The following is a 22,341-nucleotide window of genomic DNA, read 5'->3' as shown; positions in this document are numbered from 1 at the left end:
CATCCGTATCTCTATGTAACTCGGGTGCGCGTGTCGACGCTCACCCCTAGGTTCGCGACCATGGCGCGCCTCTCCAACGACGACTACCTCCGGCACATCCGGGCCGACTCGGCGCGCTTCCGCGCCGTGCTCGCCGACTGCGATCCTGCCGCACGGGTGCCCAGCTGCCCCGACTGGGACGCGGCCGACCTGCTGTGGCACCTCGGCGAGGTGCAGCACTTCTGGGCCACGATGCTGCGGCAGCGCCCGGCCGGACCCGACGAGTACGCCGAGCCGGCGCGCCCGGACTCCTACGCCGGCCTGCTCGACCACTTCGACCGCGGCTCGGAGCTGCTGCTCGGCGAGCTCGACGGCGTCGACCCGGCCGCGGAGACCTGGACGTGGTCGCAGGACCACACCGCCGGGTTCATCTACCGGCGCCAGGCGCACGAGGCACTGATCCACCGCCTGGACGCCGAGCTGACCACCGGAGCGGTGACCGCGCTGGACCCGGCCCTGGCGGCCGACGGGGTCGACGAGGCGCTCGACGTGATATTCGGCGGCTGCCCGCCGTGGGGCACGTTCACGCCGGACGACCGGTTTGTGCGGGTGGACGTCACCGACACCGGCGACACCGTGTGGGTGCAGCTGGGGCGGTTCACCGGCACCGATCCCGACGGCCGGGAGCACGACTCCGCGGACCTCCACGTGGTCCCCGCGCCGGACGCCGAGCCGGGTGCGGTGGTCAGCGGCCCGGCGGGAGCCCTCGACGCCTGGCTGTGGCGCCGGGGCGACGACCGCGAGGTGACCGTGACCGGTGACCCCGAGGTCTACGACCACTTCCGGGCGTGCGTTGACCACCCCATCAACTAGCGGAACCGAGGTCGGTCAGCTGCGCTGGACGGCCCCGGTCCGCTCGGCGGCGAGCGCCACGGCCGCGTCGCGCGCGGCCGCCGTCTCCTCCTCGGTGAGCGTCCGGTCGGGGGCGCGGAAGCGGAGCGCGAAGGCCAGCGACTTGCGGCCCTCCCCCACCTGGTCGCCCGTGTAGACGTCGAAGAGTCGCACCGACTCCAGCAGCGGGCCGGCGCCCTCGCGCAGGGCGGCCTCGACGTCGGCCGCGGGGACGTCGTTCGCCACGATCAGCGCGACGTCCTCCTTGGCCAGCGGGTACGTGGAGAACTCCGGACCGGGGACGACGTCCCGCGCCCGGCGCATCAGCGCGTCCAGGTCGAGCTCGACCGCCGCGCTGCGCGCCGGCAGGCCGAACGCCTGGCAGACCTTCGGGTGCAGCTCGCCGGCGTACCCGATCGGCTCGCCGGCGACCGCCAGCTGCGCGCAGCGCCCGGGGTGCCACGGAGCGCGGGTCGAGGCCGAGACCTCGACGTCGAGCCCCAGCTCGGTGCCGAGACGGCGCACCAGCGCGACCGCGTCGGACCAGCCGGCCGCGCGCCCGCCGCCCCACCAGCCGGCGCGCTCACGCTCGCCGGCGAGCACCACGGCCAGGTACAGCGGCTGCTCGGGGATCGCGTCGAAGAGCTTGGCGAGCTCGTCGTCGCTCGGCCGCCAGTCGACGCCGTAGATCGGCGCGGGACCGCGGTCGACCGGGAACGCCACCGTGCCGGTCTCGAACAGCGACACCCCGGTGGCGCCGCGGCCGATGTTGCGGGCCGCGGCCTTCAGCAGGCCCGGCAGCAGCGTGGTGGTGTACGACGGCTCCTCGCTGGAGAGCGGGTTCGCCAGCCGGACCGTGTGGCGCCGCGGGTCGTCGGCCGGGAGGCCGAGCGCATCGAAGGCGGCGTCGCCGACGAACGGGAAGCTGATCACCTCGACGCAGCCCGCGCCGGCCAGGGTGCGCCCGACCCGCCGGCGCAGCCGCTGCTCGCGGGACAGGCCGCGGCCCGCCGCCTCGCGCGGCAGCACCGACGGCACCCGGTCGTAGCCGACGATCCGGGCGACCTCCTCGACCAGGTCGAACGGGTCGACGAGGTCGGGCCGCCACGGCGGCGGCGTCGCGGTGAGGGTGGAGTCGGCCTTGTCGAGCGTGCAGCCGACGGCCTCGAGGTTCGCGACCGTGGTGGCCGCGTCGATCGCGATCCCGGTCACCCGCGCGGGCAGGTCGTAGGAGATGGTGATCCGCGGCTGCGGCGGGGGCGAGCCGACGACCGTGACACCCGGGTCGGCCGTGCCGCCGCCGTACGTCACCAGCAGCTCGACGACCCGGTCGGCCGCGGCGGGGGTGATCACCGGGTCGACACCGCGCTCGTTGCGCTTGCCGGCCTCGGAGCTGATCTTGTGGCGCTTGCCGGTGCGGAACATCGAGACCGGGTCCCAGTGGGCCGCCTCGACGAGGACGTTCGTCGTGGTGTCGGACATCTCGGTGGTCTCGCCGCCCATCACGCCGCCGAGGCCGATGATCCCGGAGTCGTCGGTGACGACCAGGTCCTCCGGCGACAGCACCCGGTCGGTGCCGTCCAGCGTCCTGAGCCGCTCGCCCTCCCGAGCCCTCCGCACCCGGATCGGACCGGCGAGCTTGTCCGCGTCGTACCCGTGGATCGGCCGGCCGGTCTCGAGCATCACGTAGTTCGTCACGTCGACGGCCAGCGAGATCGGGCGCATGCCGGCCTGCTGGAGGCGGCGCGCCATCCAGTCGGGCGTCGGCGCGGCCGGGTCGAGGCCGGTGACCGTGCGGGCCACGAAGACCGGGCAGCCGGCCGGGTCGTCGACGAACACGGGGTACCCGGCGTCGTTGGGCGCGGGCACGGGGCGGTCCGCGGGGTCCCGGAACGGCGCGCCGAACGCCAGCGCGGCCTCGCGGGCGATGCCGCGCAGCGACAGCGCGTAGGCGCGGTCCGGGTTGATCTCGAACTCGATGACCTCCTCGCGGAGGCCGAGCACGTCGAACGCGTCGTCGCCGGGCTCGCCGGCGTCGGCCGGCAGCACGATGATCCCGTCGTGGTCGTCACCGAGGCCGAGCTCGCGGGCCGAGCAGATCATGCCCGCGGATAGGTGGCCGTAGGTCTTGCGCGCGGAGATCTCGAAGTTCCCTGGCAGGACGCCGCCGGGCAGGATCACCACGACCAGGTCGCCGGGCGCGAAGTTGTGGGCGCCGCAGACGATGCCCTGGGGCTCGCCGGTGCCGTTCGCGGCGCCGACGTCGACCGTGCACCAGTTGATGGTCTTGCCGTTCTTCTGCGGCTCGGGCTCCATGGTGAGCACCCGGCCGACCACCAGCGGGCCGCTGATGCCCGCGCCGGCGCTCTCCACGCCCTCGAGCTTGAGCCCGAGCGCGGTGAGCCGGCGGGTGAGCTCGTCCGTGGTGACGTCGGCCGGCAGGTCGACGTACTCGCGGATCCAGCTGACGGGGGCCTTCATGGGGTCACAGCTCCGTTCCGAAGGCGGTGGTGAAGCGGACGTCGCCCTCGAAGAGCGCCCGCAGGTCCTCGATGCCGTGGCGGAACATCAGGGTCCGGTCGATGCCCATGCCGAACGCGAAGCCGGTGTAGCGCTCCGCGTCGACGCCGCACGCGGTGAGCACGCGCGGGTTCACGACGCCACAGCCGCCCCACTCGATCCAGCCCTCGCCGCGGCAGGTCCGGCAGGTCGCGCCGTCCAGCTTGCCGGCGCCGCGGCACACGAAGCAGACCAGGTCGACCTCGGCGCTCGGCTCGGTGAACGGGAAGTACGACGGGCGGAACCGCGTGCTGATGCCCTCGCCGAACATCTGCGCGGCGAAGTGGTCGAGCGTGCCCTTGAGGTGGGCCATCGTGATGCCCTCGTCGACCGCCAGCCCCTCGACCTGGTGGAAGACCGGGCTGTGCGTGGCGTCGTACTCGTCGGTGCGGAACACGCGGCCCGGGCAGACGACGTAGATGGGGGGCGTGCGGGAGAGCATGGTGCGCGCCTGGACCGGGCTGGTGTGCGTGCGGAGCACCAGGTGGTCCTCGGGCGGGTCGGTCCAGAACGTGTCCTGCATGGTGCGGGCCGGGTGGTCCGGCCCGAGGTTGAGCGCGTCGAAGTTGAGCCACTCGGCCTCGATGACCGGGCCCTCGGCGACCTCCCAGCCCATCGCGACGAAGATGTCGGCGATCAGCTCGGAGCCGGTGGTGAGCGGGTGCCGGGCGCCGGTGGGGACGCGGTCGGTCGGGAGCGTCACGTCGACGGTCTCCTCGACCAGCATCCGCTGCTCGTGCTCGGCCTCGAGCACCTCCTGGCGAGCGGCCAGGGCCTGGTTGACGGCACCGCGGGCCTGCCCGATCCGCTGGCCGGCCTCCTTGCGGGCGGCCGGCGGCAGCGCCCCGATCTCGCGGTTGGCCAGCGCCAGCGGCGAGCGGTCGCCGGTGTGCTCGATGCGCACCTGCTTCAGCTCGTCGAGGTCGGCGGCGGCCGCGATCGCGGCGAGCGCCGCGTCGCGCGCGGCCTCGACCTCCTCGGGCTTCAAGGGGGTGACCTCCACGGGGTCGTAGTCGGTGTTCGGGCCAGACACGAGGACGAGTCTAGGAAGGCGCGCCCACCGCACGCGAACCGGTTCACAATCGTCGGGTGAGGACTCCTCGTGTGGACACCCGGATCGCACCCCCCGCTCTCGTCGTCGCGCTGCTCTGCCTGCTGGGCGGGGCCGGCGCCGCCGCGGCCCTGGAGTCGGACACCGTGCCGAGCTTCTGGGGCGGGCTGTGGTGGGCGGTCTCGCTGATGACCAACCTCGGGTACGTCTACGGAACGCCGCACACCACCACCGCGACCGTCATCTCGGTCGTGCTGATGGTGACCGGCTTCCTGCTCATGTCGCTGCTCAGCGCCACCCTGGCCGCGCGGTTCATCCGGTCCGACGCGGAGCCGGCCGAGCGGCTGAGCACCGACCTCGAGCGCGAGATCCTGACCCGCCTCGAGGAGATCTCGCAGCGGGTCGAGGCGCTGGAGCGGCGACTACCCCGCCGGGAGTGAGTCGACCGGCAGGGTGACGGTGATCCGCGCCCCGCCGGCGTCCGCCTCCCCGATCGCCACCGTGCCGCCGTGCGCCTCGACCAGCCCGTTCACGAGGTAGAGCCCGAGGCCCGACCCGCCCGTGTGGCCGGACTTCCAGAACTTGGTGAAGACGCGGCGGCGCAGGTCCGGCGCGATCCCGTCCCCTTCGTCCTCGACGGCCAGCCGCAGGCCGGTGCGCGCCTCGGCCGGGCCGACCGGGTCGAGGGTGACCGTGACGGTGCCGGAGCCGTGGCGGACGGCGTTCTCGACGAGGTTGGTGACGACCTGCACGAACTTGTCGGGGTCGACGGTGACCTCGGGCAGTCCGGCGGCGGCGTGGGCGACGACCGTCCGGCTCGTGGCCGCGGAGACGGAGTCGACGACGCGCCGGACCAGCACCTCGGCGTCGACGGGCCGCGGGTACAGCTGGAGCCGGCCGGTGTCGATGCGGGCGACGTCGAGCAGCTCGGCGATCAGCCGGCTGAGCCGGTCGGAGTCGGCGCTGACCGTCCGCAGCATCAGCTTCTTCTGGTCGTCGTTGAGCTTGTCCCAGCGGTTGAGCAGCGCCTGCACGAAGCCCTTCACCCCGGTCAGCGGCGACCGCAGCTCATGGGCGACGGTCGCGACCAGGTCGGACCGCTCGCGGTCCAGCCGGGCGCGGCCGCGACCCGACCGGATGCTCACGGCGATGCAGTCGACCGGCTGGTGCAGCGCGGCGCGGTGCAGCCGGGCCACGACGAGCACCTCGGTGCCGTCGGGCAGCAGCCAGGACTGCTCCGGGACGGCGGTGCGGGTCGGGAGCCCGTCGTACGGGCGGTTCGTCGAGAACCAGTCGCGACCGTCCTGGTCGCGCAGGGCCAGCACGTCGGCCAGCGGGCGCCCCACGGCGTCGTCGACGCCGAGGAGGCGGCCGGCCGCGGCGTTGATCGCGGTCACCCGGCCGTCGGGCCCGGCCAGCACGGCCCCGTCGGCGAGCGCGTCCAGGCCATCCACGGGCCCACCCTAGTGGCGGTGCTGCACCCGGGCGGAGGCGTAGAGGCACAGTGCGGCCGCCGTCGACAGGTTCAGGCTCTCGGCCCGGCCGTGGATCGGGATCCGCACGCGGTGGTCGGCCAGGCCGGCGACATCGGGGCTGAGCCCGTGCGCCTCGTTGCCGAGCAGCCAGGCGGTCGGCCGCGCGAGGATCTCGTCGGCCTCGAAGAGGTCCACCTCGCCGCGCGCGTCCGTCGCCAGCACGGTGTACCCGGAGGCCTGCGCGGCGCGGACCGCATCGGCGGCGGCGGCGCCGGTGGCGATCGGCAGGTGGAAGGCGCTGCCGGCACTGGCCCGGACGGTCTTGCCGTTGTACAGGTCGACGGACTTCCCGGCCAGGACCACCCCGCCCGCGCCGGCGGCGTCGGCGCACCGGATGACGGTGCCGGCGTTCCCGGGGTCACTGACGTCGGCACAGATCGCGACGTAGCCGCCGACCAGTGCCTGCTCGACCGGGACGTCCATGAACCGGCACAGGGCCACGACACCGGCGGGTGAGACGGAGTCGCTGAGCGCCTTCAGGGCGCGCTCGTCGACGAACGTGAGCGGCACGCCGTCGGGGATCGGCGGCAGCAGGTGGTCGCGGTAGGGCTGCGCGAACACCTCGAGCACGGCCCCCGCGTCGATCGCCGCCTCGACGGCGTTGCGGCCCTCAGCGAGGAAGAGCCGCCGCTCGGATCGCTCCGAGCGGCGGCTCAACCGACGCAGCTGCTTGACCCGAGCGTTGCTCGCGGTCAGCACCGGGACGCTCAGGCCGAGACCTTGGGCGCGTTGACGTCCTCGGGCAGGGCGGCCTTGGCGGTCTCGACGAGCGCGTTGAACGCGGCGATGTCGTTGACAGCCAGGTCGGCCAGGATCTTGCGGTCGACCTCGACACCGGCCAGGTTCAGACCCTGGATGAACCGGTTGTAGGTCAGGCCCTGCGCACGCGCGGCGGCGTTGATGCGCTGGATCCACAGGCGACGGAAGTTGCCCTTGTTCTTGCGGCGGTCGTTGTAGCTGTAGACCAGGGAGTGGGTGACCTGCTCCTTGGCCTTGCGGTAGAGCCGCGAGCGCTGGCCGCGGTAACCGCTGGCGCGCTCCAGGACGACCCGGCGCTTCTTCTGGGCGTTCACTGCCCGCTTGACGCGTGCCACTGTCTTACTCCTTGTTGCTGATTACAGATCGGGGGCGGGCGAGGGTCAGAGACCCAGCATCTTCTTCGCGCGCGGGACGTCGGCCTTGGCGACCTCGGTGGTGCCGCTCATGCGCCGGGTGACCTTGGAGGGCTTCTTCTCCAGGTTGTGACGCTTGCCGGCCTTCTCGCGCAGGATCTTGCCCGAGCCGGTCACGCGGAAGCGCTTGCTCGCACCGGAGTGCGTCTTGTTCTTCGGCATCTCTGTCGTATCTCTCTGTCTCGTCCTGCTGGGCTGCGCAGGCGGGACCAGGGGTCCCACCCGTGCGGCGTGGTGGTCTCAGGCCTCGATCTCAGGATCGAGGTTCTCGGAGCGGCGGCGCTCCTTCTTCTGCGCCACCGGTCCGGCGGCGTGGGCGGCGTCGCGCTCGGCGCGCTCCTCGGCCTCGAGGGCGGCGCGCTCGGCGGCCCGGGTCTCCTTGGCCGCCTGCATGTCGACCTTGGCGTCGGCCTTCTTCTTGTGCGGACCGAGGACCATGATCATGTTGCGGCCGTCCTGCTTGGGCGCCGACTCCACGAAGCCCAGGTCGGTGACGTCCTCGGCGAGCCGCTGGAGCAGCCGGAAGCCCAGCTCGGGGCGGTGCTGCTCGCGACCGCGGAACATGATCGTGATCTTGACCTTGTCCCCCGCCTTCAGGAACCGGACCACGTGACCCTTCTTGGTCTCGTAGTCGTGCGCGTCGATCTTCGGACGAAGCTTCATCTCCTTGATGACGACGTTCGTCTGGTTGCGGCGCGCCTCACGGGCCTTCTGCGCGTTCTCGTACTTGAACTTGCCGTAGTCCATGAGCTTGCAGACGGGCGGCTTGCCCTGCGGGGCGATCTCGACGAGGTCGAGGTCCGCCTCCTGGGCGAGCTTGAGCGCCTGGTCCGTGGGAACGATGCCCACGGTCTCCCCGTTGGGTCCAACGAGCCGGACCTCCGGAACCCGGATCCGATCGTTGATTCGCAGCTCGGTGCTGATGTGTCCTCCTGGTGGCAATGTGGCCGGTCGCCTCCGCGTCCCGCCGCCCCCGAGGGCCCCGAAATCGACAAAGGCTTCCGCTGTCAGCAAGCGGAAGCCAGTCCGACGTCTCCCACACAGGGGCACGCCACCATCCGAGGCCGTAGCCTCTTCAGGACCGGACCCGACGACCTGTGGAGCAGGGCGGTCGATGCGGGTGGGAGGCGATCGTGCGAGCCTCCGCTTGTGGATCCGTCCCGTCACGGGTGTGGCGGAACGTATCGGTCAACGCTCGATGGTAGCCGAAGATTCCCCCTCCGGCCGAATCCAGAGGACCCGCTCCCCCGCCTGCGCGAGGGTCCACCCACCGGCCAGCCGGTCGAGGTCGTCGCCCTCGACGACGAACCGCACCGGGCCGGCGACGTCGACCACCAGCGCGACCGCGCCGTCCTGGAGCGCGGACCGCGCCGCGAGCGCGGTCGCCACGGGCACCGGGCGGCCGTCCGGGTTCCAGGCCCGCAGCGCCTCGGTGCCGGTGAAGGCGAGCAGCGCGAGCCGCCCGTCGGCGCCCTGCAGCAGGACGGTGGCCATGTCGCTCGTCTTGTCGTGGGCGAGACCGGCCTCGTCGTACTCCACCTCGCCGAGCACCGCGACGACCGGCACCAGCAGCCGGGCCTGCGCCAGCGCGGCCAGCGCCTCGGCGTACGACGCGCCGCCGGCGGCCCACGCCGCGAGCGCGTCCACCACTCCGGCGGGCGCGGAGCCGTCGTCCCCGGCGAACCCGGGGTCCGGGATCACGCGGTCCTCACCGGGCTCGATCACGCGCCCATTGTCCCGTGCCGACCCGGCCGCTCCAATTCGGGCGGTGTGGGATTCTGGACGCGTGGACGACGCAGCCTGGGCAGCCCTCACGCTGAGCCTCACCGTGCTCGGCGGCGTCTGGACGTGGCTGGCCTTCCGCCGGCACGGTGCGGTCGCCGCGCTGCGCGCGCTGGGCTTCACGCTGCTGCCGCTGGCGGCGTACCTGACCAAGACGCTGCAGATGTTCACCCGCATCGTGAACGCCGTCACCGACTGGGCCACGAACGTGGCGTTCAGCCCGGTGGTGTGGCTCGGGATGCTGCTCGGCGGGGTGGGCATCGTGCTGATCGTCGTGTCGGGCATGATCCGGTCGCGCCAGCTCGGGAAGGGGCCGGACGGCACGGCGAAGGAGCTGCCCGCAGCGCGCGGGTCGCGGTCGGCGCCGGTCGTCACCGACACCGACCCCGAGATGGCGGAGATCGAGGCCATCCTGCGCAAGCGGGGCATCAGTTGAGCTCGAGCCCCGTCGAGCGGAACCGGCTCTGGTCGCGGCTGAACGACGCCGTCGCGAAGCAGGGGGTGCCGCTGCCCACGCCGGTCTTCGCCGTGGACCTCGACGCGTTCGACGCCAACGCCGACGACCTCGTGCGCCGCGCGCACGGCAAGCCGGTCCGGGTCGCGTCGAAGTCGCTGCGGGTGCCGGCCCTCCTCGAGCGCGCGCTGCAGCACGACGGGATGCGGGGCGTGCTGGCCTACACGCTGCGCGAGGCGCTCTGGCTGCACGCCCAGGGCATCGGCGACGACCTCCTGGTCGCCTACCCCACTGTCGACCGGGGGGCGCTCGCCGAGCTGGTCGCCTCGCCCGCGGCGCTCGCCGCGGTCACGCTGATGGTCGACGACGTCGCCCACCTCGACCTCGTCGACTCGGTGCGCGTCACGGTCACCGAGCCGGTGCGGATCGCGATCGACGTGGACGCCGGCCTGCGGCTCGCGCGGCAGCACGTCGGCCCGAAGCGCTCGCCGCTCGGCGACGCCGGCTCGGTCCTGCGCCTGGCCCGCGAGATCACCGCCCGTCCCGGCTTCGCCCTGGTCGGCGCGATGACCTACGAGGGGCAGGTGGCCGGCGTCCAGGACGCGGTGCCGACCGCGCGGGCCCGGTCGGCGGTCGTGCGCCGGCTCAAGGCGCTCTCGATCGACCAACTCGCCGTACGCCGCCGCGAGGTGGCCGCCGCCCTCGCCTCGGTCGCCGAGCTCGAGTTCTGGAACGGCGGCGGGTCGGGGTCGGTCGAGGAGACCGGCGCGGACCCGGTCGTCACGGAGGTCGCGGCCGGCTCCGGCCTCCTGGTCCCCACGCTCTTCGACCACTACCGCTCGTTCACGCCGCGGCCCGCGTCGTACTTCGGGCTCCCCGTGACCCGCAAGCCCACGCCCGCGACGGCCACCGTGCACGGAGGCGGGCTGATCGCGTCGGGTCCGGCGGGCGCCGACCGGCTGCCGACGCCGTGGGCGCCGGCGGGGCTGGAGCTGACCGGCCTGGAGGGCGTCGGCGAGGTGCAGACCCCGCTCACCGGCCCGTCCGCGGCGCAGCTGCAGATCGGCGACCTGGTGTGGTTCCGGCACGCGAAGTCCGGCGAGCCGTTCGAGCACGCGACCACCGTCCACCTGCTGTCCGGCGCCGAGTTCGTGGACTCGGCGCCCAGCTACCGCGGGTGTGGGCAGTCCTTCTGAGGTCCTGGCGCTGGCGCGGTCACGACCGCCGACGCTGGGGCCGGGCCGCCTGATCTGCATCGACGGACCGTCCGGCTCCGGCAAGACGACGCTGGCCGGCTCGCTCGCCGGGCCGGGCGTCCGGGTGGTGCCCATGGACGACCTGTACGACGGCTGGGGCGGGCTGCCGTCGGTGGACACCCAGCTGGCGACGCTGCTGGTGCCGATGGCCTCGCGGTCGGCGGGCACCTACCGCCGCTACGACTGGGCGGCCGGTGAGTACGCCGAGACCGTGGTCGTGCCGCCGACGCCGGTCCTGGTGCTGGAGGGCGTCGGGTCCTACTCCCCCGCCTTCGACCCGTTCGCGACGGTGGTGGTGTGGGTCGAGGCGCCCGCGGCGGAGCGGCTGGCGCGCGCCCTGGCGCGCGACGGCGCGGCGTACGAGGCCGAGCTGCGGCAGTGGGCGGTCGACGAGCAGGCGCACTTCCGGCGTACCGGCGCGCGGGAGCGGGCGGACCTCGTGATCCAGCCCTAGGCTGCGCCCATGCTCGCGCCCAGTGGAGACCAGTACGAGATCAGCGCCGACGGCTACCGGGCGGTCGTCACCGAGAGCGGCGGCGCGCTGCGGGTGCTCCAGCACGACGGGCGCGACCTGGTCGACGGGTTCGGCGCGGACGAGATGTCGCCCGGTGGGCGCGGCCAGCTGCTGATGCCGTGGCCGAACCGGATCGGGGACGGCGCGTACTCCTTCGGCGGGCACGACCTGCAGCTGCCGCTCACCGAGCCGGCGCTGCGCAACGCGTCGCACGGGCTCGTGCGCTGGGTCGCGTGGACGCTGGAGGAGCACACCCCGAGCTCCGTGGCGCTGACCTACCGGCTGATGGCACAGACCGGCTACCCGTGGACGCTCGACCTGAGCGTGGTCTACGACCTCTCGGCCGACGGCCTGACCGTGACGCAGTCCGCGACCAACCTGGCCGGCTCCCCCGCGCCGTACGCGAGCGGTGCCCACCCGTACCTGTCGGTCGGCCCCGGCCCCGTGGACGGGTGGGAGCTCACGCTGCCCGCCGCGACCCGGTCCCTGGTCGACGACCGGCTGCTGCCGGCCGGGCGCGAGGACGTGACCGGCACGCCGTACGACTTCCGGATCGCGCGGCCGGTCACGGACGTCGGGTTCAACGACGCGTTCACCGACCTGGAGCGGGACGGGTCGGGCGTGGCCACGGTGGTGGTGCGCGACCCGGCGTCCGGAGACGCGGTGGCGCTGTGGGTCGACGAGTCGCACCGCTGGCTGCAGGTCTTCAGCGCCGACGACGTCCCGGGCACGGCGCGGCGGTCGCTGGCGGTCGAGCCGATGACGGCGCAGGCCGACGCGTTCCGTACCGGCGAGGACCTCACCGTACTGGAACCCGGCGCGGACTTCTCGGCGTCCTGGGGGATCCGGGTCGTCTGACGGGTCCGACGAGACCGTCAGCCCGACTGCGTCTGCCGGTCGATGACCGACCGCAGCTCGCGGACCGCCTGCTTGGCGCGGCTGCCGTCGGAGCCCTGGATGCCCATGGCGGCGACGGTGGTGCCGTCGGCGAGGTCGAGGGTCACCCACGGGGCGCCGGGCGGGAGGTGCACGGCGAGGACCTGGGGCCAGGCGTACTCCCGGCGGCGGTAGCCGTTCACGACGACCAGGCGCTGGTCCTCGGCGACCACGCGCGAGCGCACCAGCGCGAACCACAGCAGGAACGCGAGCAGGCCGACGACGAACAGCGTGAGCCGCTGGAACGTCGTGAACCGCGCCTGGGTCTCCTCGTCGAAGCCGATCCAGGCGAGCGCGCAGACCACGAGGAGGCCGACGCCGAGCACGCTGCCGGCCAGGCGGACGCCGAAGGGCCGCCAGGTGCGCGGGAGCTGGACGGGCGCGGGCGACGCGGACGACATCAGAGCCGGCAGGCGTGGATGTCGGTGAGCAGGATGCCGCGGGCGCCGATGTCGAACAGCTCGTCCATCAGCCGCTGGGCGCCGTCGCGCGGAACCATCGCGCGCACCGCCGACCAGCCCTCGCGATGCAGCGGCGCGACCGTGGGGCTTTCGATGCCGGGCGTGAGGCGCACCGCGTCGGTGACCCGGTCGGTCGGGATGTCGTAGTCCATCATCACGTAGCTGCGCGCGACGAGGACGCCCTCGACCCGCCGCTTGAAGACCTCGAACCCGTCCGGGACCGCGCCGGACCGGGTGATCAGCACCCCCTCGGACTCCAGGATGGTCTCGCCGAAGACCTCCAGACCCGCCTGCCGCAGCGTGCCGCCGGTCTCGACGACGTCGGCGATCGCGTCGGCGACGCCGAGCTGGATGCTGGTCTCGACGGCACCGTCGAGACGGGTCACCGTGGCGTCGATGCCGCGCTCCTCGAGGAACGACCGCACGATGCCGACGTACGACGTGGCGATCCGCTGGCCGGCGAGCTGGGTGAGGTCGGTGAAGACGCCGCGCGGTCCGGCGAACCGGAACCGGCTGCGGCCGAACCCCAGGCCCATCACCTCCTCGGCCTTGGCGCCGGAGTCCTTGAGCAGGTCGCGGCCGGTGATGCCGACGTCGAGGGTGCCCTCACCCACGTACAGGGCGATGTCGCGCGGACGCAGGTAGAAGAACTCGACGCCGTTCTCGGTGTCGGTGAGCGTCAGCTGCTTGGCGTCGTCGCGCTGCCGGTAGCCGGACTCGCGCAGGATGTCGGACGCGGACTGGGACAGCGACCCCTTGTTCGGGACCGCGATGCGGAGCAGGGACATGGCTGCCAGAAATCCAATCCGGTCTCAGAGGTGTGCGTAGACGTCGTCGAGCTCGATGCCGGTCGCCAGCATCAGCACCTGGGCGTGGTAGAGCAGCTGGCTGATCTCCTCGGCGGCGCGGTCGGCGCCCTCGTGCTCGGCGGCCATCCAGGACTCCGCGGCCTCCTCGACCAGCTTCTTCCCGCAGGCATGCACACCGGCGTCGAGCTGACGCACGGTGCCGGATCCCTCGGGGCGGGACCGGGCCTTCTCGCTCAGCTCGGTCCAGAGCTCGTCGAACGTCTTCACGGTCGACCAGCCTACGGCGTGCCGCCGGCCAGCTCGCGCAGGGTCCGGGCGGTGAGCAGGGCCGCGGCGGTCGCCTCGTAGCCCTTGTCCTCGCGGGAGTGCGGCAGGCCGGCGCGGTCGAGCGCCTGCGCGTCGTTGTCGCAGGTGAGCACGCCGAAGCCGACCGCGACCGTGTGGTCGAGCGCGACCCGGGTGAGGCCGTCGGTGGCGGCGTTGCAGACGTACTCGAAGTGCGGGGTGCCGCCGCGGATCACGACGCCGAGGGCGACGACGACGTCGTACCCCTGCCCCGCGAGCGCGGACGCCACCACGGGCAGCTCGAAGGTGCCGGGCACCCGTACGACGCGGGCGTCGCGCACGCCGAAGTCCCCGAACGCGCGCTGGGCGCCGCCGAGCAGGCCGTCGATGACCTGGGTGTGCCAGCTCGCGGCGACGACGGCGACCCGCAGGCCGCTCGCGTCGAAGGTCTCGGGCTCCGGGGATCCGTCTCCGGCCATGTCAGGCTCCGTCCTTCACGTGGTCCGGCACGTGCTCTGGCACGTGCTCGTTCGCGGACAGGTGGGGCAGGTCGTGCCCCATCCGGTCGCGCTTGGTCAGCAGGTAGGCGATGTTGTGGTCGTTGGGGTGCGGGGTGAGGGGCACCCGCGCGGCGACGTGGATGCCGAAGTCCTCGAGGTTCTCGACCTTGTCGGGATTGTTCGTCATCAGCCGCACGCTGCGCACGCCGAGGTCGCGCAGCACCTGGGTGGCGGTTCCGTAGTGACGCGCGTCCGCGGGCAGCCCGAGGTCGAGGTTGGCGTCCACGGTGTCGCGGCCGCCGTCCTGGAGCTGGTAGGCCTGCAGCTTGGCGACCAGGCCGATGCCCCGGCCCTCGTGGCCGCGCAGGTAGATCACCACGCCGCGGCCCTCGTCGACGACGCGCTGCAGGGCCTCCTCGAGCTGGGGGCCGCAGTCACAGCGGTGGCTGCCGAACACGTCGCCGGTCAGGCACTCCGAGTGCACCCGGGTCAGCACCGGGTCCGGGCCGGACACGTCGCCGTACACGAGCGCGATGTGCTCGGAGTCGTCGACGGTGATCCGGTAGCCGTACGCCGTGAAGTCGCCGAACTTGGTCGGCAACCGGGTCTCGGCGACCCGCTCGACGAGGTTCTCGTGCCGCCGGCGGTACCGCACCAGGTCGTCGATCGAGATCATCGCCAGGCCGTGCTCGTCCGCGAACGCGCGCAGCTCCGGTCCGCGCTTCATGGTGCCGTCGTCGTTCACCACCTCGACCAGCACGCCGGCCGGGGTCAGCCCCGCGAGCGTCGCGAGGTCGACCGCCGCCTCGGTGTGGCCGCGACGGACCAGCACGCCGCCCTCGCGGTAGCGCAGCGGGAAGACGTGGCCGGGCCGGGTGATCTCCCACGGCTCGGTGGCGGAGTCGGCGAGCGTGCGCACGGTGTGCGCGCGGTCGGCGGCGGAGATGCCGGTCGTGACGCCGTCGCGCGCGTCGACCGAGATCGTGTACGCCGTGCGCAGCCGGTCCTTGTTGTGCGGCGTCATCAGCGGGATCTCGAGGCGGTCCAGCATGTCCGCGGGCATCGGCACGCAGATCACGCCGCTGCTGTAGCGGATCGTGAACGCCATCAGCTCCGGCGTCGCCTTGCTGGCGGCGAAGATGATGTCGCCCTCGTTCTCGCGGTCCTCGTCGTCGACGACGACCACCGCCCTGCCCGCGGCGATGTCGGCGATCGCTCGCTCGACGGTGTCGAGCCGGACCTTCTCACTCATGCGGCCACTCCTTCGGGTACCGGGTCCGCGCTCGCGGCCCGCGTGGCCCGCCACCAGGTGACGAAGCCGGCGACGCACAGGGCGCCGTAGAACACGTAGAGGATCGCCGACGGGTAGTAGCCGGAGTGCCACAGCAGCGGCACGCCGACCAGGTCGACCGCGATCCAGGCCAGCCAGAAGTCGTTCCAGCCGCGGGCCATCGCGTAGGTCGCGAGCATCGAGCCCACGAAGATCCAGGCGTCGCACCAGTAGTACCAGCGCGGCGCCGGCCAGCCGGCGCCGACGATGCTGAACGCCCACTGCGCGACGAGGACGGCGGCCGCCGCGGTGAGCAGGTACGCGACCCGCTCCCGGGCGGTGGCCCAGCGGGGCACGATCGCGGGCGCGTCTCCCCCGCCGTCCTGCTGCTGGTGCAGGCGCTTCTGCTCGTTCCAGCGGTACCAGCCGTAGACGCTGGTCACGATGAAGAACACCTGCCGGCCGGCCTGGCCGAACAGCGGCTGCTGGGCCTGGGCGTCGAAGGTCGCGGCGATGAACACCGTGAACAGCAGCACGTTGCCGACGATGCCGACCGGCCAGGCCCACACCCGGCGGCGCAGGCCGCCGACCGCGGAGGCGAAGCCGAAGGCGTTGCCGAGGATCTCGCGCCAGGTGATCGGGTGGCCCGCGATGGTCAGGTGGGCGTCGTACAGCGAGGAGAGGAAGCTCATGCGCTCTCCTTGCTCGTGAACGGCAGCAGGCGCTCGACGTACTTGGCGATCACGTCGACCTCGAGGTTGACGCGGTCCCCGGGCTGCCGGGTGCCGAGGGTGGTGCGGGCGAGGGTCTCGGGGATGAGGCTGACCGTGAACCGGTCGTCGTCGGCCTCGACCACCGTGAGGCTGACGCCGTCCACGGTGATCGAGCCCTTGTCGACGAGGTAGCGGGCGAGCGCGGTCGGCATGGCGATCTCGACGACCTCCCAGTGCTCGCTGGGGGTCCGGCTCACGACGGTGCCGACGCCGTCGACGTGGCCCTGGACGATGTGGCCGCCCAGCCGCTTGTCCGCGGTGACCGCCCGCTCGAGGTTCACGGTGTCGCCGGGGCGCACGCCGTACAGGCTGGTCTTGTCGAGGGTCTCCTGCATCACGTCCGCGGTCCAGGTGTCGCCGTCCAGGGTCGCGACGGTCAGGCAGCAGCCGTTGACCGCGATCGAGTCGCCGAGGCCGGCGTCCTCGAGCACGGTGGTGGCGCGGATGCTGAGGCGGATCGCGTCGCCCTGGTCCTCGACCGCGGCGACGGTGCCGAGCTCCTCGACGATTCCGGTGAACATCTATCGGTCCTCTCCAGGCGCGAGGGTCAGGCGCACGTTCGGTGCGTCCCCCTCGAGCACGGTGATGTCGGTGACGCGGGGACGGAACGCGTCGGCGATGGTGGTGATTCCGAGGTCGGCGACCGCCGACCGGCCGGCGCCGAGCAGCATCGGCGCGACGTACGCGACGATCTCGTCGACCAGGCCCGCCCGCAGGAACGCCGCCGCGAGGGTGGGTCCGCCCTCGAGGAACACGTGCCGGCGGCCGAGGTCGAACAGCTCGACCAGCGCGAACTTCGGGTCGCGGGTGCGCAGGTGCAGGCTCGCGGCGTCGTCGTTGAAGACCCGGCGCCCGGGGTCGAGGTCCCGCTCCCCCATCACCACGCGTAGCGGCTGGTGCGCGAGCGGGAGGTCGTGCTCGTCGCGGACGGTGAGCAGCGGGTCGTCGACGGCGATGGTGTTGGTGCCGACGAGCATCACGTCGCAGAGCGCCCGCAGCCGGTGCGTGTCGTGGCGAGCGGCGGGTGAGCTGACCCAGCGGCTGGTGCCGTCGGCGGCGGCGCTGCGGCCGTCGAGCGTGGTGGCGAACTTCCAGGTGACGAACGGGCGGCCGTGGGCGAGGCCGAAGGCCCAGAAGCGGTTCAGGAGACCGGACTCGGCCGCAAAAAGCCCCGCCTCGACGTCGACGCCGGCGGCGCGCAGGGTGGCGGCGCCGCCGGACGCCTCGGGGTTCGGGTCCGGCTCGGCGAACACCACCCGTCGTACGCCGGCCTCGACGAGCGCCTCCGCGCACGGGCCGGTGCGGCCGTGGTGGTTGCACGGCTCGAGGGTGACGACGGCGGTCGCGCCCCGCGCCCGGTCGCCGGCGTTCGTGAGCGCGTCCGCCTCGGCGTGCGGGGTGCCGGCACCGCGGTGGTACCCCGTGGCGATCGTGGCGCCGTGCTCGTCGAGGAGCACGCAGCCGACACGCGGGTTCGGGCCGAGCGGGACGCCCGGCGTCGCGGCGAGCTCGAGGGCGCGGCGCATCGCGGCCTGCTCGGCTGCGCTGAATGCCATGTCGTCCTGCCCCTCCGGTCCGGTCGCGGACTCCGGGGCTGGACGGGTCACCCACGTACGACGTACGTGAGGACACCTGCGTGCGCTTCCCATCCGGACTTTGACCGTCGGTCCAGGAGTTCCACCTGGTCAACCGATCGCTGGCTGCGACCGGGTCGCGGACTGTTACCGCCGGCTCGGAATTTCACCGACCCCAGAGCACGCGAGCTTGGTAGCTCGTCGCGACGAGTCTGCCACAAGGACCGGCGCCCGACTCCGTGGGGCGGGTCACACCGCGGCTTCGGCGGTCAGCCGCGAGCCGCCTCCGCGCGGGCGCGGAGCTCGGCGACCATCCGGTCGGGGTCGTCGGCGGAGTAGACCGCGGAGCCGGCGACGAACACGTCGGCGCCGGCCTCGGCGCAGCGCTCGATGGTGTCCAGCGAGACGCCGCCGTCGACCTGGAGCCAGGTCTCGACGCCGTGCTTGTTCATCAGCTCGCGGGCGCGGCGGATCTTGGGCAGGCACAGGTCCAGGAACTTCTGGCCGCCGAAGCCGGGCTCGACGGTCATCACCAGGAGCATGTCGAGCTCGGGCAGCAGGTCCTCGTAGGGGTCGACCGGCGTGGCGGGTTTGAGGGCCATCGCGGCGCGGGCGCCGTGCGCACGGATCTCGCGGGCCAGCCGGACCGGCGCCTTGGCGGCCTCGACGTGGAAGGTCACCGACCGCGCACCGGCCTCGACGTACGCCAGCGCGTTGCGGTCGGCGTCCTCGATCATCAGGTGCGCGTCGAGGGGGACGTCGGTGCTGCGGGCCAGCGCCTCGACCATCGTGGGGCCGAAGGTCAGGTTCGGCACGAAGTGGTTGTCCATGACGTCCACGTGCACCCAGTCGGCGCTCCCGATCCGCCCGACCTCCTCGCCCAGGCGGGCGAAGTCGGCGTTGAGGATGCTCGGCGTGATCTGGATGTGGCCCACGGGCGGTCAGTCTAGGGCGTGCAGGAGGCCGTCCTCGACGAGCTCGAGGGAGAGCGTGCGGTAGCCCACCTGGTCGAACAGCACGGTCAGGCGGTCCTCCTCGACGTCGGTGACGACGCCCGGGCCGAACTCCTGGTGGCGGACCCGGCCCTGGACGACGTACGGCGCGCCGGCCGAGTCGACCGGGTCGGCGGCCGTGCCCGCGCGGCACGTGTCGCACGCGCCGCACCGGCGTTCGAGGCGCTCGCCGAAGTAGCCGACGAGGAACTCCGCGCGGCAGCGGGCGGTCTCGGCGTACGCGCGCACCATCTCGACGCGGGACCGCTCGAGGTTGCGGTGCGCCTCGGCGAGCTCGAGGACGCCGTCGACGGGCTCGGCGTCGGGGCGGGACTGCCGGACCAGCTCCAGCAGGTTCAGGATCCGGCCGGCCTTGCGTGGCCCGAAGCCGGCGGCCTCGGCGACGGCGCGGGGCTCGTCGCCGACGTCGGCCGCGGCCGTGACGACCGCCTCGACGTCGGCCCGCTTCGGCACGCCCGCGCTGAAGAACCGGCCCAGGCCCAGGTCCTCCGGCCGGTAGTGGAGCGTGCCCGTCGCCGGCTCGCCGTCGCGCCCCGCGCGGCCGACCTCCTGGTAGTAGGTGTCGAGGGACTCGGGCGCCTGCGCGTGCAGCACCCAGCGGACGTCCGGCTTGTCGATCCCCATCCCGAACGCCGAGGTCGCGACGACGACGTCCTCCTTCCCCGTCATGAACGCCTCCTGCGTCGCCGAGCGGCGCCGGTGGCCGAGGCCGGCGTGGTACACCGTGGCCCGACGGCCACGCTCGAGCAGCGCGGCGGCGTACTCCTCCGCCGCCGGCCGGGTGCGGCAGTAGACGATGCCCGACCCCTCGGCGTCGGCGGCCGCGTCGAGGACGGCCGCACGCTGGCCGGCGGCGTCCGCGTGCCGCACGACGGAGAGCGCGAGGTTCGCGCGCTCGAAGCCGGTCACGATCGTCTCGGAGTCGGCCAGGCAGAGCCGGGCGAGCACCTCCTCGCGCACCGGCGGTGCCGCGGTCGCGGTCATCGCGACGACCCGCGGTCGGCCGAGCTCCTCGAGCAGGTCGCCGAGGCGGAAGTAGTCGGGCCGGAAGTCGTGCCCCCACGCCGACACGCAGTGGGCCTCGTCGACCGCCACCAGGCTGGGGCGCAGCTCGGCGACCTGGTGGCGGACGTCCGGGTTCGCGAGCTGCTCGGGCGCCAGGAACAGGAACTCGAGCGAGCCGTCGGCCGCTGCCGCCAGCACCTCCCGGCGGGCCGCCTCGGACTCCGCCGAGCTGATCCGGCCCGCCCGCACCCCGGCGCCCGAGGCCTCGATGCTCTCGATCTGGTCCTGCTGGAGGGCGAGCAGCGGTGACACCACGACGGTGGGGCCGTCGATCAGCAGGCCGGCGAGCTGGTAGACCAGCGACTTCCCGGACCCGGTCGGGGCGATCAGCAGGACGTCGTGACCGTCGAGCAGCGCTGCGGTCGCCTCCGCCTGTCCGGGCAGCAGGGACGCGTGCCCGAAGGCCTGCTTCGCGGTGTCGCGGACGGTGCGGACGAGGCCGGTGCGGGTGCTCACGGCGATGGGTTCCCCCTGACCGGGTGCGCCAGACCCGCCCGAGCGGGTGAACGGCTCGCGCGCGGCCCGGACCTCTGGGCCGATCCCTGACGTTCTGGGGTGAAGTTTCGGCCGAGAACGTCAGGTTTCCCCGGTGGGCCGGGGAAACCGCCACGGCGTCCCTCAGTCGTCGGGGTCGGCGGGGGGCTCCGAGCCCTGCGCCTCGTCGCGCTCGGCCCAGTCCAGCAGCGGGGCGATGTCGAAGGGGTGGTCGTCGATGTCGGCGTGCAGGTCGCCGAGCTCGGCGAACCGGGCGGGGACAGTGAACATCGTGAGGTCCCGCGGGTCGACGTCGTCGACCTCGTCCCACCGGATCGGGGTGGACACGCGCGCGTCGGGCAGCCCGCGGACGGAGTACGCCGCCGCGATCGTGTGGTCCCGGGCGTTCTGGTTGTAGTCGACGAACAGCTGGTGCGGGTCCCGGTCCTTCTTCCACCACGTCGTGGTGACGTCGGGCGACCGGCGCTCGACCTCGCGGGCGAAGGCCAGCGCCGCCCGGCGTACGTCCTTGAAGCCGTGCTCCGGCTTGATCCGGACGTAGACGTGCATGCCCTTGCTGCCGCTGGTCTTCGGGTAGCCGACCGCGCCGAGCTCGTCGAGGACCTCGTGGGCGACGTGGGCGACCCGGCGGACGGTGTCGAAGTCGCAGAGCGGCCCGGGGTCGAGGTCGATGCGCCACTCGTCGGGGAGCTCGGTGTCCGGGCGGCGGCTGTTCCACGGGTGGAACTCGACGGTCGACATCTGCACCGCCCAGATCACCGAGGCGAGCTCGGTGACGCACAGCTCGTCGGCGGTCCGGCCCCAGCGCGGGAAGTACAGGCGCACGGTCTCGACCCACGGCGGGGCGCCGGCGGGCAGCCGCTTCTGGTGCACCTTCTCGCCGGCCAGCCCCTTCGGGAACCGGTGCAGCATGCACGGCCGCTCGAACAGCGCGTTGACGATGCCGGGGCCGACGGCGAGGTAGTACTCGACCAGGTCCAGCTTCGTCGCGCCGGACTCCGGGAAGTAGACCCGGTCCGGGTTGGTCAGCCGCACGACCCGATCGTCGACCTCGATCTCGACCGACGGGGACTTCGAGGCCATGGCCCCAATCTAGGAGCCCGCCGGACAATCCGCGCGGCTACGCGCCGCCCGCTCGCGTTCGCCCGTCTTGTCCGGCGGGCTCCTCCAGGGGTGCCTGGACGTACGGTTCGGACGTGGACTTCGACCAGCCGCCGGTGGTCCGGGTGTGGGTGGAGCGCGAGCGCGCCCTGCCCGACGGCGAGTGGCCGATGACCATCCCCGCGGTCGCCCAGCTCGCGCGCGACGGGCTGGAGCTGTCGCCGTTCGTGACGTTCCTGGTCGGCGAGAACGGCTCGGGCAAGTCCACGATCGTCGAGGCGGTGGCCGAGGCGTTCGGGCTGTCGCCCGAGGGCGGGTCCGTGCAGAGCCACCACTCGACGCGGGTGAGCGAGTCGCCGCTCGGCGGGGCGCTCCGCCTCCAGCGCGGGCTCGCGGCGTCCCGGTGGGGCTTCTTCCTGCGGGCCGAGACCATGCACGGCTGGTACACCTACTTCGAGGAGAGCGGCCGTGACCTGCCACCGGGCCGGCCGCCGGACCCGGACTACCACGAGATGAGCCACGGCGAGTCGTTCCTCGAGGTGCTGCGCACCCGGTTCGACTCCCCCGGCTTCTACTGCCTGGACGAGCCGGAGGCGGCGCTGTCGTTCTCGTCGACGCTGGCCCTGGTCGGCGCCCTGGGCCGGGTCGTCGAGGCGGGCGGCCAGGTGCTCTGCGCGACGCACTCCCCCGTGCTGGCGGCGATGCCCGGCGCCACGATCCTCGAGGTGGGCGAGTGGGGGCTGCGGCGTACGACGTGGGAGGAGCTGGAGCTGGTGCAGCACTGGAAGGCCTACCTCGACGCCCCGGGTCGCTACCTGCGGCACGTACTCGACTGACCGGAACTCTCGACTCGAGTGGCGAGAAGT

At 73.1% G+C, this 22,341-nt stretch carries 26 protein-coding genes and 1 riboswitch; of the genes, 7 read left to right on the top strand and 19 right to left on the bottom strand.

The features are described 5' to 3' along the window. Positions 1–60: 60 nt before the first annotated feature. The gene (locus tag ABD086_RS12270; protein ID WP_343907816.1) at positions 61–852 is read left to right on the top strand and encodes a maleylpyruvate isomerase family mycothiol-dependent enzyme; all 792 of its coding nucleotides are present in this window, start codon (positions 61–63) and stop codon (positions 850–852) included. A gap of 15 nt (positions 853–867) precedes the next feature. Here ABD086_RS12270 and pheT read toward each other — a convergent pair whose 3' ends face one another. Then, complete coding sequence (pheT, locus tag ABD086_RS12265; protein ID WP_343907815.1) at positions 868–3,351, bottom strand: phenylalanine--tRNA ligase subunit beta; 2,484 nt, start codon at positions 3,349–3,351, stop codon at positions 868–870. Between the two features lie 4 nt (positions 3,352–3,355). Then, positions 3,356–4,462 carry a phenylalanine--tRNA ligase subunit alpha gene (gene pheS, locus ABD086_RS12260; protein WP_343907814.1) on the bottom strand — a complete coding sequence of 369 codons (1,107 nt, stop codon included), beginning with the start codon at positions 4,460–4,462 and terminating at the stop codon, positions 3,356–3,358. 56 nt (positions 4,463–4,518) lie between these two features. On the opposite strand from pheS, the gene ABD086_RS12255 reads away from it, so the two are divergent. Next, the gene (locus ABD086_RS12255; protein ID WP_343907813.1) at positions 4,519–4,920 is read left to right on the top strand and encodes a potassium channel family protein; all 402 of its coding nucleotides are present in this window, start codon (positions 4,519–4,521) and stop codon (positions 4,918–4,920) included. Here the strand turns inward: ABD086_RS12255 and ABD086_RS12250 are convergent. The 6 genes from ABD086_RS12250 to ABD086_RS12225 form a co-directional block, all read right to left on the bottom strand. Continuing rightward, the gene (locus ABD086_RS12250) at positions 4,903–5,934 is read right to left on the bottom strand and encodes a sensor histidine kinase (protein WP_343907812.1); all 1,032 of its coding nucleotides are present in this window, start codon (positions 5,932–5,934) and stop codon (positions 4,903–4,905) included. The two genes, ABD086_RS12255 and ABD086_RS12250, sit on opposite strands and share 18 nt — an antisense overlap. 9 nt (positions 5,935–5,943) lie before the next feature. Beyond that, complete coding sequence (locus tag ABD086_RS12245; protein ID WP_425571603.1) at positions 5,944–6,714, bottom strand: TrmH family RNA methyltransferase; 771 nt, start codon at positions 6,712–6,714, stop codon at positions 5,944–5,946. 8 nt (positions 6,715–6,722) lie between these two features. Continuing rightward, positions 6,723–7,109 carry a 50S ribosomal protein L20 gene (gene rplT, locus ABD086_RS12240; protein ID WP_343907810.1) on the bottom strand — a complete coding sequence of 129 codons (387 nt, stop codon included), beginning with the start codon at positions 7,107–7,109 and terminating at the stop codon, positions 6,723–6,725. A gap of 45 nt (positions 7,110–7,154) precedes the next feature. Beyond that, positions 7,155–7,349: a 50S ribosomal protein L35 gene (rpmI, locus tag ABD086_RS12235; protein WP_343907809.1), complete on the bottom strand. Its 195-nt coding sequence runs from the start codon at positions 7,347–7,349 to the stop codon at positions 7,155–7,157. A 78-nt stretch (positions 7,350–7,427) separates the two neighbouring features. Then, complete coding sequence (gene infC / locus ABD086_RS12230; protein ID WP_343907808.1) at positions 7,428–8,129, bottom strand: translation initiation factor IF-3; 702 nt, start codon at positions 8,127–8,129, stop codon at positions 7,428–7,430. Positions 8,130–8,375: 246 nt separating this feature from the next. Next, positions 8,376–8,912, bottom strand: a complete 537-nt coding sequence (locus tag ABD086_RS12225) for an SseB family protein (RefSeq protein ID WP_343907807.1) — start codon at positions 8,910–8,912, stop codon at positions 8,376–8,378. A gap of 61 nt (positions 8,913–8,973) precedes the next feature. Between ABD086_RS12225 and ABD086_RS12220 the strand changes: the two genes are divergently transcribed. The 4 genes from ABD086_RS12220 to ABD086_RS12205 are packed head-to-tail and all read left to right on the top strand — an operon-like array spanning position 8,974 to position 12,051. Further along, positions 8,974–9,405 carry a hypothetical protein gene (locus ABD086_RS12220; protein WP_343907806.1) on the top strand — a complete coding sequence of 144 codons (432 nt, stop codon included), beginning with the start codon at positions 8,974–8,976 and terminating at the stop codon, positions 9,403–9,405. Further along, complete coding sequence (locus tag ABD086_RS12215; RefSeq protein WP_343907805.1) at positions 9,402–10,619, top strand: amino acid deaminase/aldolase; 1,218 nt, start codon at positions 9,402–9,404, stop codon at positions 10,617–10,619. The genes ABD086_RS12220 and ABD086_RS12215 overlap by 4 nt, the downstream gene beginning before the upstream one ends. After that, the gene (locus ABD086_RS12210) at positions 10,603–11,133 is read left to right on the top strand and encodes a nucleoside/nucleotide kinase family protein (protein WP_343907804.1); all 531 of its coding nucleotides are present in this window, start codon (positions 10,603–10,605) and stop codon (positions 11,131–11,133) included. The genes ABD086_RS12215 and ABD086_RS12210 overlap by 17 nt, the downstream gene beginning before the upstream one ends. Before the next feature lie 9 nt (positions 11,134–11,142). After that, positions 11,143–12,051, top strand: coding sequence for an aldose 1-epimerase family protein (locus ABD086_RS12205; RefSeq protein ID WP_343907803.1), 909 nt, complete (start codon positions 11,143–11,145; stop codon positions 12,049–12,051). A gap of 17 nt (positions 12,052–12,068) precedes the next feature. On the opposite strand, the gene ABD086_RS12200 is transcribed toward ABD086_RS12205, so the two are convergent. The 11 genes from ABD086_RS12200 to ligD all read right to left on the bottom strand — a co-directional run bounded on the left by ABD086_RS12200 (position 12,069) and on the right by ligD (position 21,457). After that, the gene (locus tag ABD086_RS12200) at positions 12,069–12,530 is read right to left on the bottom strand and encodes a PH domain-containing protein (protein WP_343907802.1); all 462 of its coding nucleotides are present in this window, start codon (positions 12,528–12,530) and stop codon (positions 12,069–12,071) included. Further along, complete coding sequence (hisG, locus tag ABD086_RS12195; RefSeq protein ID WP_343907801.1) at positions 12,530–13,378, bottom strand: ATP phosphoribosyltransferase; 849 nt, start codon at positions 13,376–13,378, stop codon at positions 12,530–12,532. Before hisG ends, ABD086_RS12200 begins: the two co-directional genes overlap by 1 nt. 24 nt (positions 13,379–13,402) lie before the next feature. Further along, the gene (locus tag ABD086_RS12190; RefSeq protein ID WP_343907800.1) at positions 13,403–13,666 is read right to left on the bottom strand and encodes a phosphoribosyl-ATP diphosphatase; all 264 of its coding nucleotides are present in this window, start codon (positions 13,664–13,666) and stop codon (positions 13,403–13,405) included. A gap of 11 nt (positions 13,667–13,677) precedes the next feature. Continuing rightward, positions 13,678–14,163, bottom strand: coding sequence for a 6,7-dimethyl-8-ribityllumazine synthase (gene ribH / locus ABD086_RS12185; protein WP_343907799.1), 486 nt, complete (start codon positions 14,161–14,163; stop codon positions 13,678–13,680). 1 nt (position 14,164) lies between these two features. Continuing rightward, entirely contained in the window at positions 14,165–15,436 is a 1,272-nt protein-coding gene (locus ABD086_RS12180) for a bifunctional 3,4-dihydroxy-2-butanone-4-phosphate synthase/GTP cyclohydrolase II (RefSeq protein ID WP_343907798.1), read from the bottom strand. Next, the gene (locus ABD086_RS12175) at positions 15,433–16,146 is read right to left on the bottom strand and encodes a nicotinamide mononucleotide transporter family protein (RefSeq protein WP_343907797.1); all 714 of its coding nucleotides are present in this window, start codon (positions 16,144–16,146) and stop codon (positions 15,433–15,435) included. The genes ABD086_RS12180 and ABD086_RS12175 overlap by 4 nt, the downstream gene beginning before the upstream one ends. Next, positions 16,143–16,748, bottom strand: a complete 606-nt coding sequence (locus tag ABD086_RS12170; RefSeq protein ID WP_343907796.1) for a riboflavin synthase — start codon at positions 16,746–16,748, stop codon at positions 16,143–16,145. The genes ABD086_RS12175 and ABD086_RS12170 overlap by 4 nt, the downstream gene beginning before the upstream one ends. After that, positions 16,749–17,783: a bifunctional diaminohydroxyphosphoribosylaminopyrimidine deaminase/5-amino-6-(5-phosphoribosylamino)uracil reductase RibD gene (gene ribD / locus ABD086_RS12165; protein ID WP_343907795.1), complete on the bottom strand. Its 1,035-nt coding sequence runs from the start codon at positions 17,781–17,783 to the stop codon at positions 16,749–16,751. Between the two features lie 76 nt (positions 17,784–17,859). After that, positions 17,860–17,989, bottom strand: a riboswitch (FMN riboswitch). 81 nt (positions 17,990–18,070) lie between these two features. Then, complete coding sequence (gene rpe / locus ABD086_RS12160) at positions 18,071–18,736, bottom strand: ribulose-phosphate 3-epimerase (protein WP_343907794.1); 666 nt, start codon at positions 18,734–18,736, stop codon at positions 18,071–18,073. A gap of 6 nt (positions 18,737–18,742) precedes the next feature. Continuing rightward, positions 18,743–20,335: a RecQ family ATP-dependent DNA helicase gene (locus ABD086_RS12155; protein ID WP_343907793.1), complete on the bottom strand. Its 1,593-nt coding sequence runs from the start codon at positions 20,333–20,335 to the stop codon at positions 18,743–18,745. A gap of 162 nt (positions 20,336–20,497) precedes the next feature. Beyond that, positions 20,498–21,457, bottom strand: a complete 960-nt coding sequence (gene ligD, locus ABD086_RS12150; RefSeq protein ID WP_343907792.1) for a non-homologous end-joining DNA ligase — start codon at positions 21,455–21,457, stop codon at positions 20,498–20,500. A gap of 113 nt (positions 21,458–21,570) precedes the next feature. On the opposite strand from ligD, the gene ABD086_RS12145 reads away from it, so the two are divergent. Continuing rightward, a complete protein-coding gene (locus ABD086_RS12145) occupies positions 21,571–22,311 on the top strand; it encodes an AAA family ATPase (protein WP_343907791.1) in 741 nt (246 codons plus the stop codon). Positions 22,312–22,341 lie beyond the last annotated feature (30 nt).

Origin of the sequence: Nocardioides aquiterrae (assembly GCF_039526625.1) — a bacterium.
Lineage (GTDB): Bacteria > Actinomycetota > Actinomycetes > Propionibacteriales > Nocardioidaceae > Nocardioides > Nocardioides aquiterrae.
Note: the sequence above shows the minus strand (reverse complement) of the source record. Positions and strands in the feature narration are given on the sequence as shown.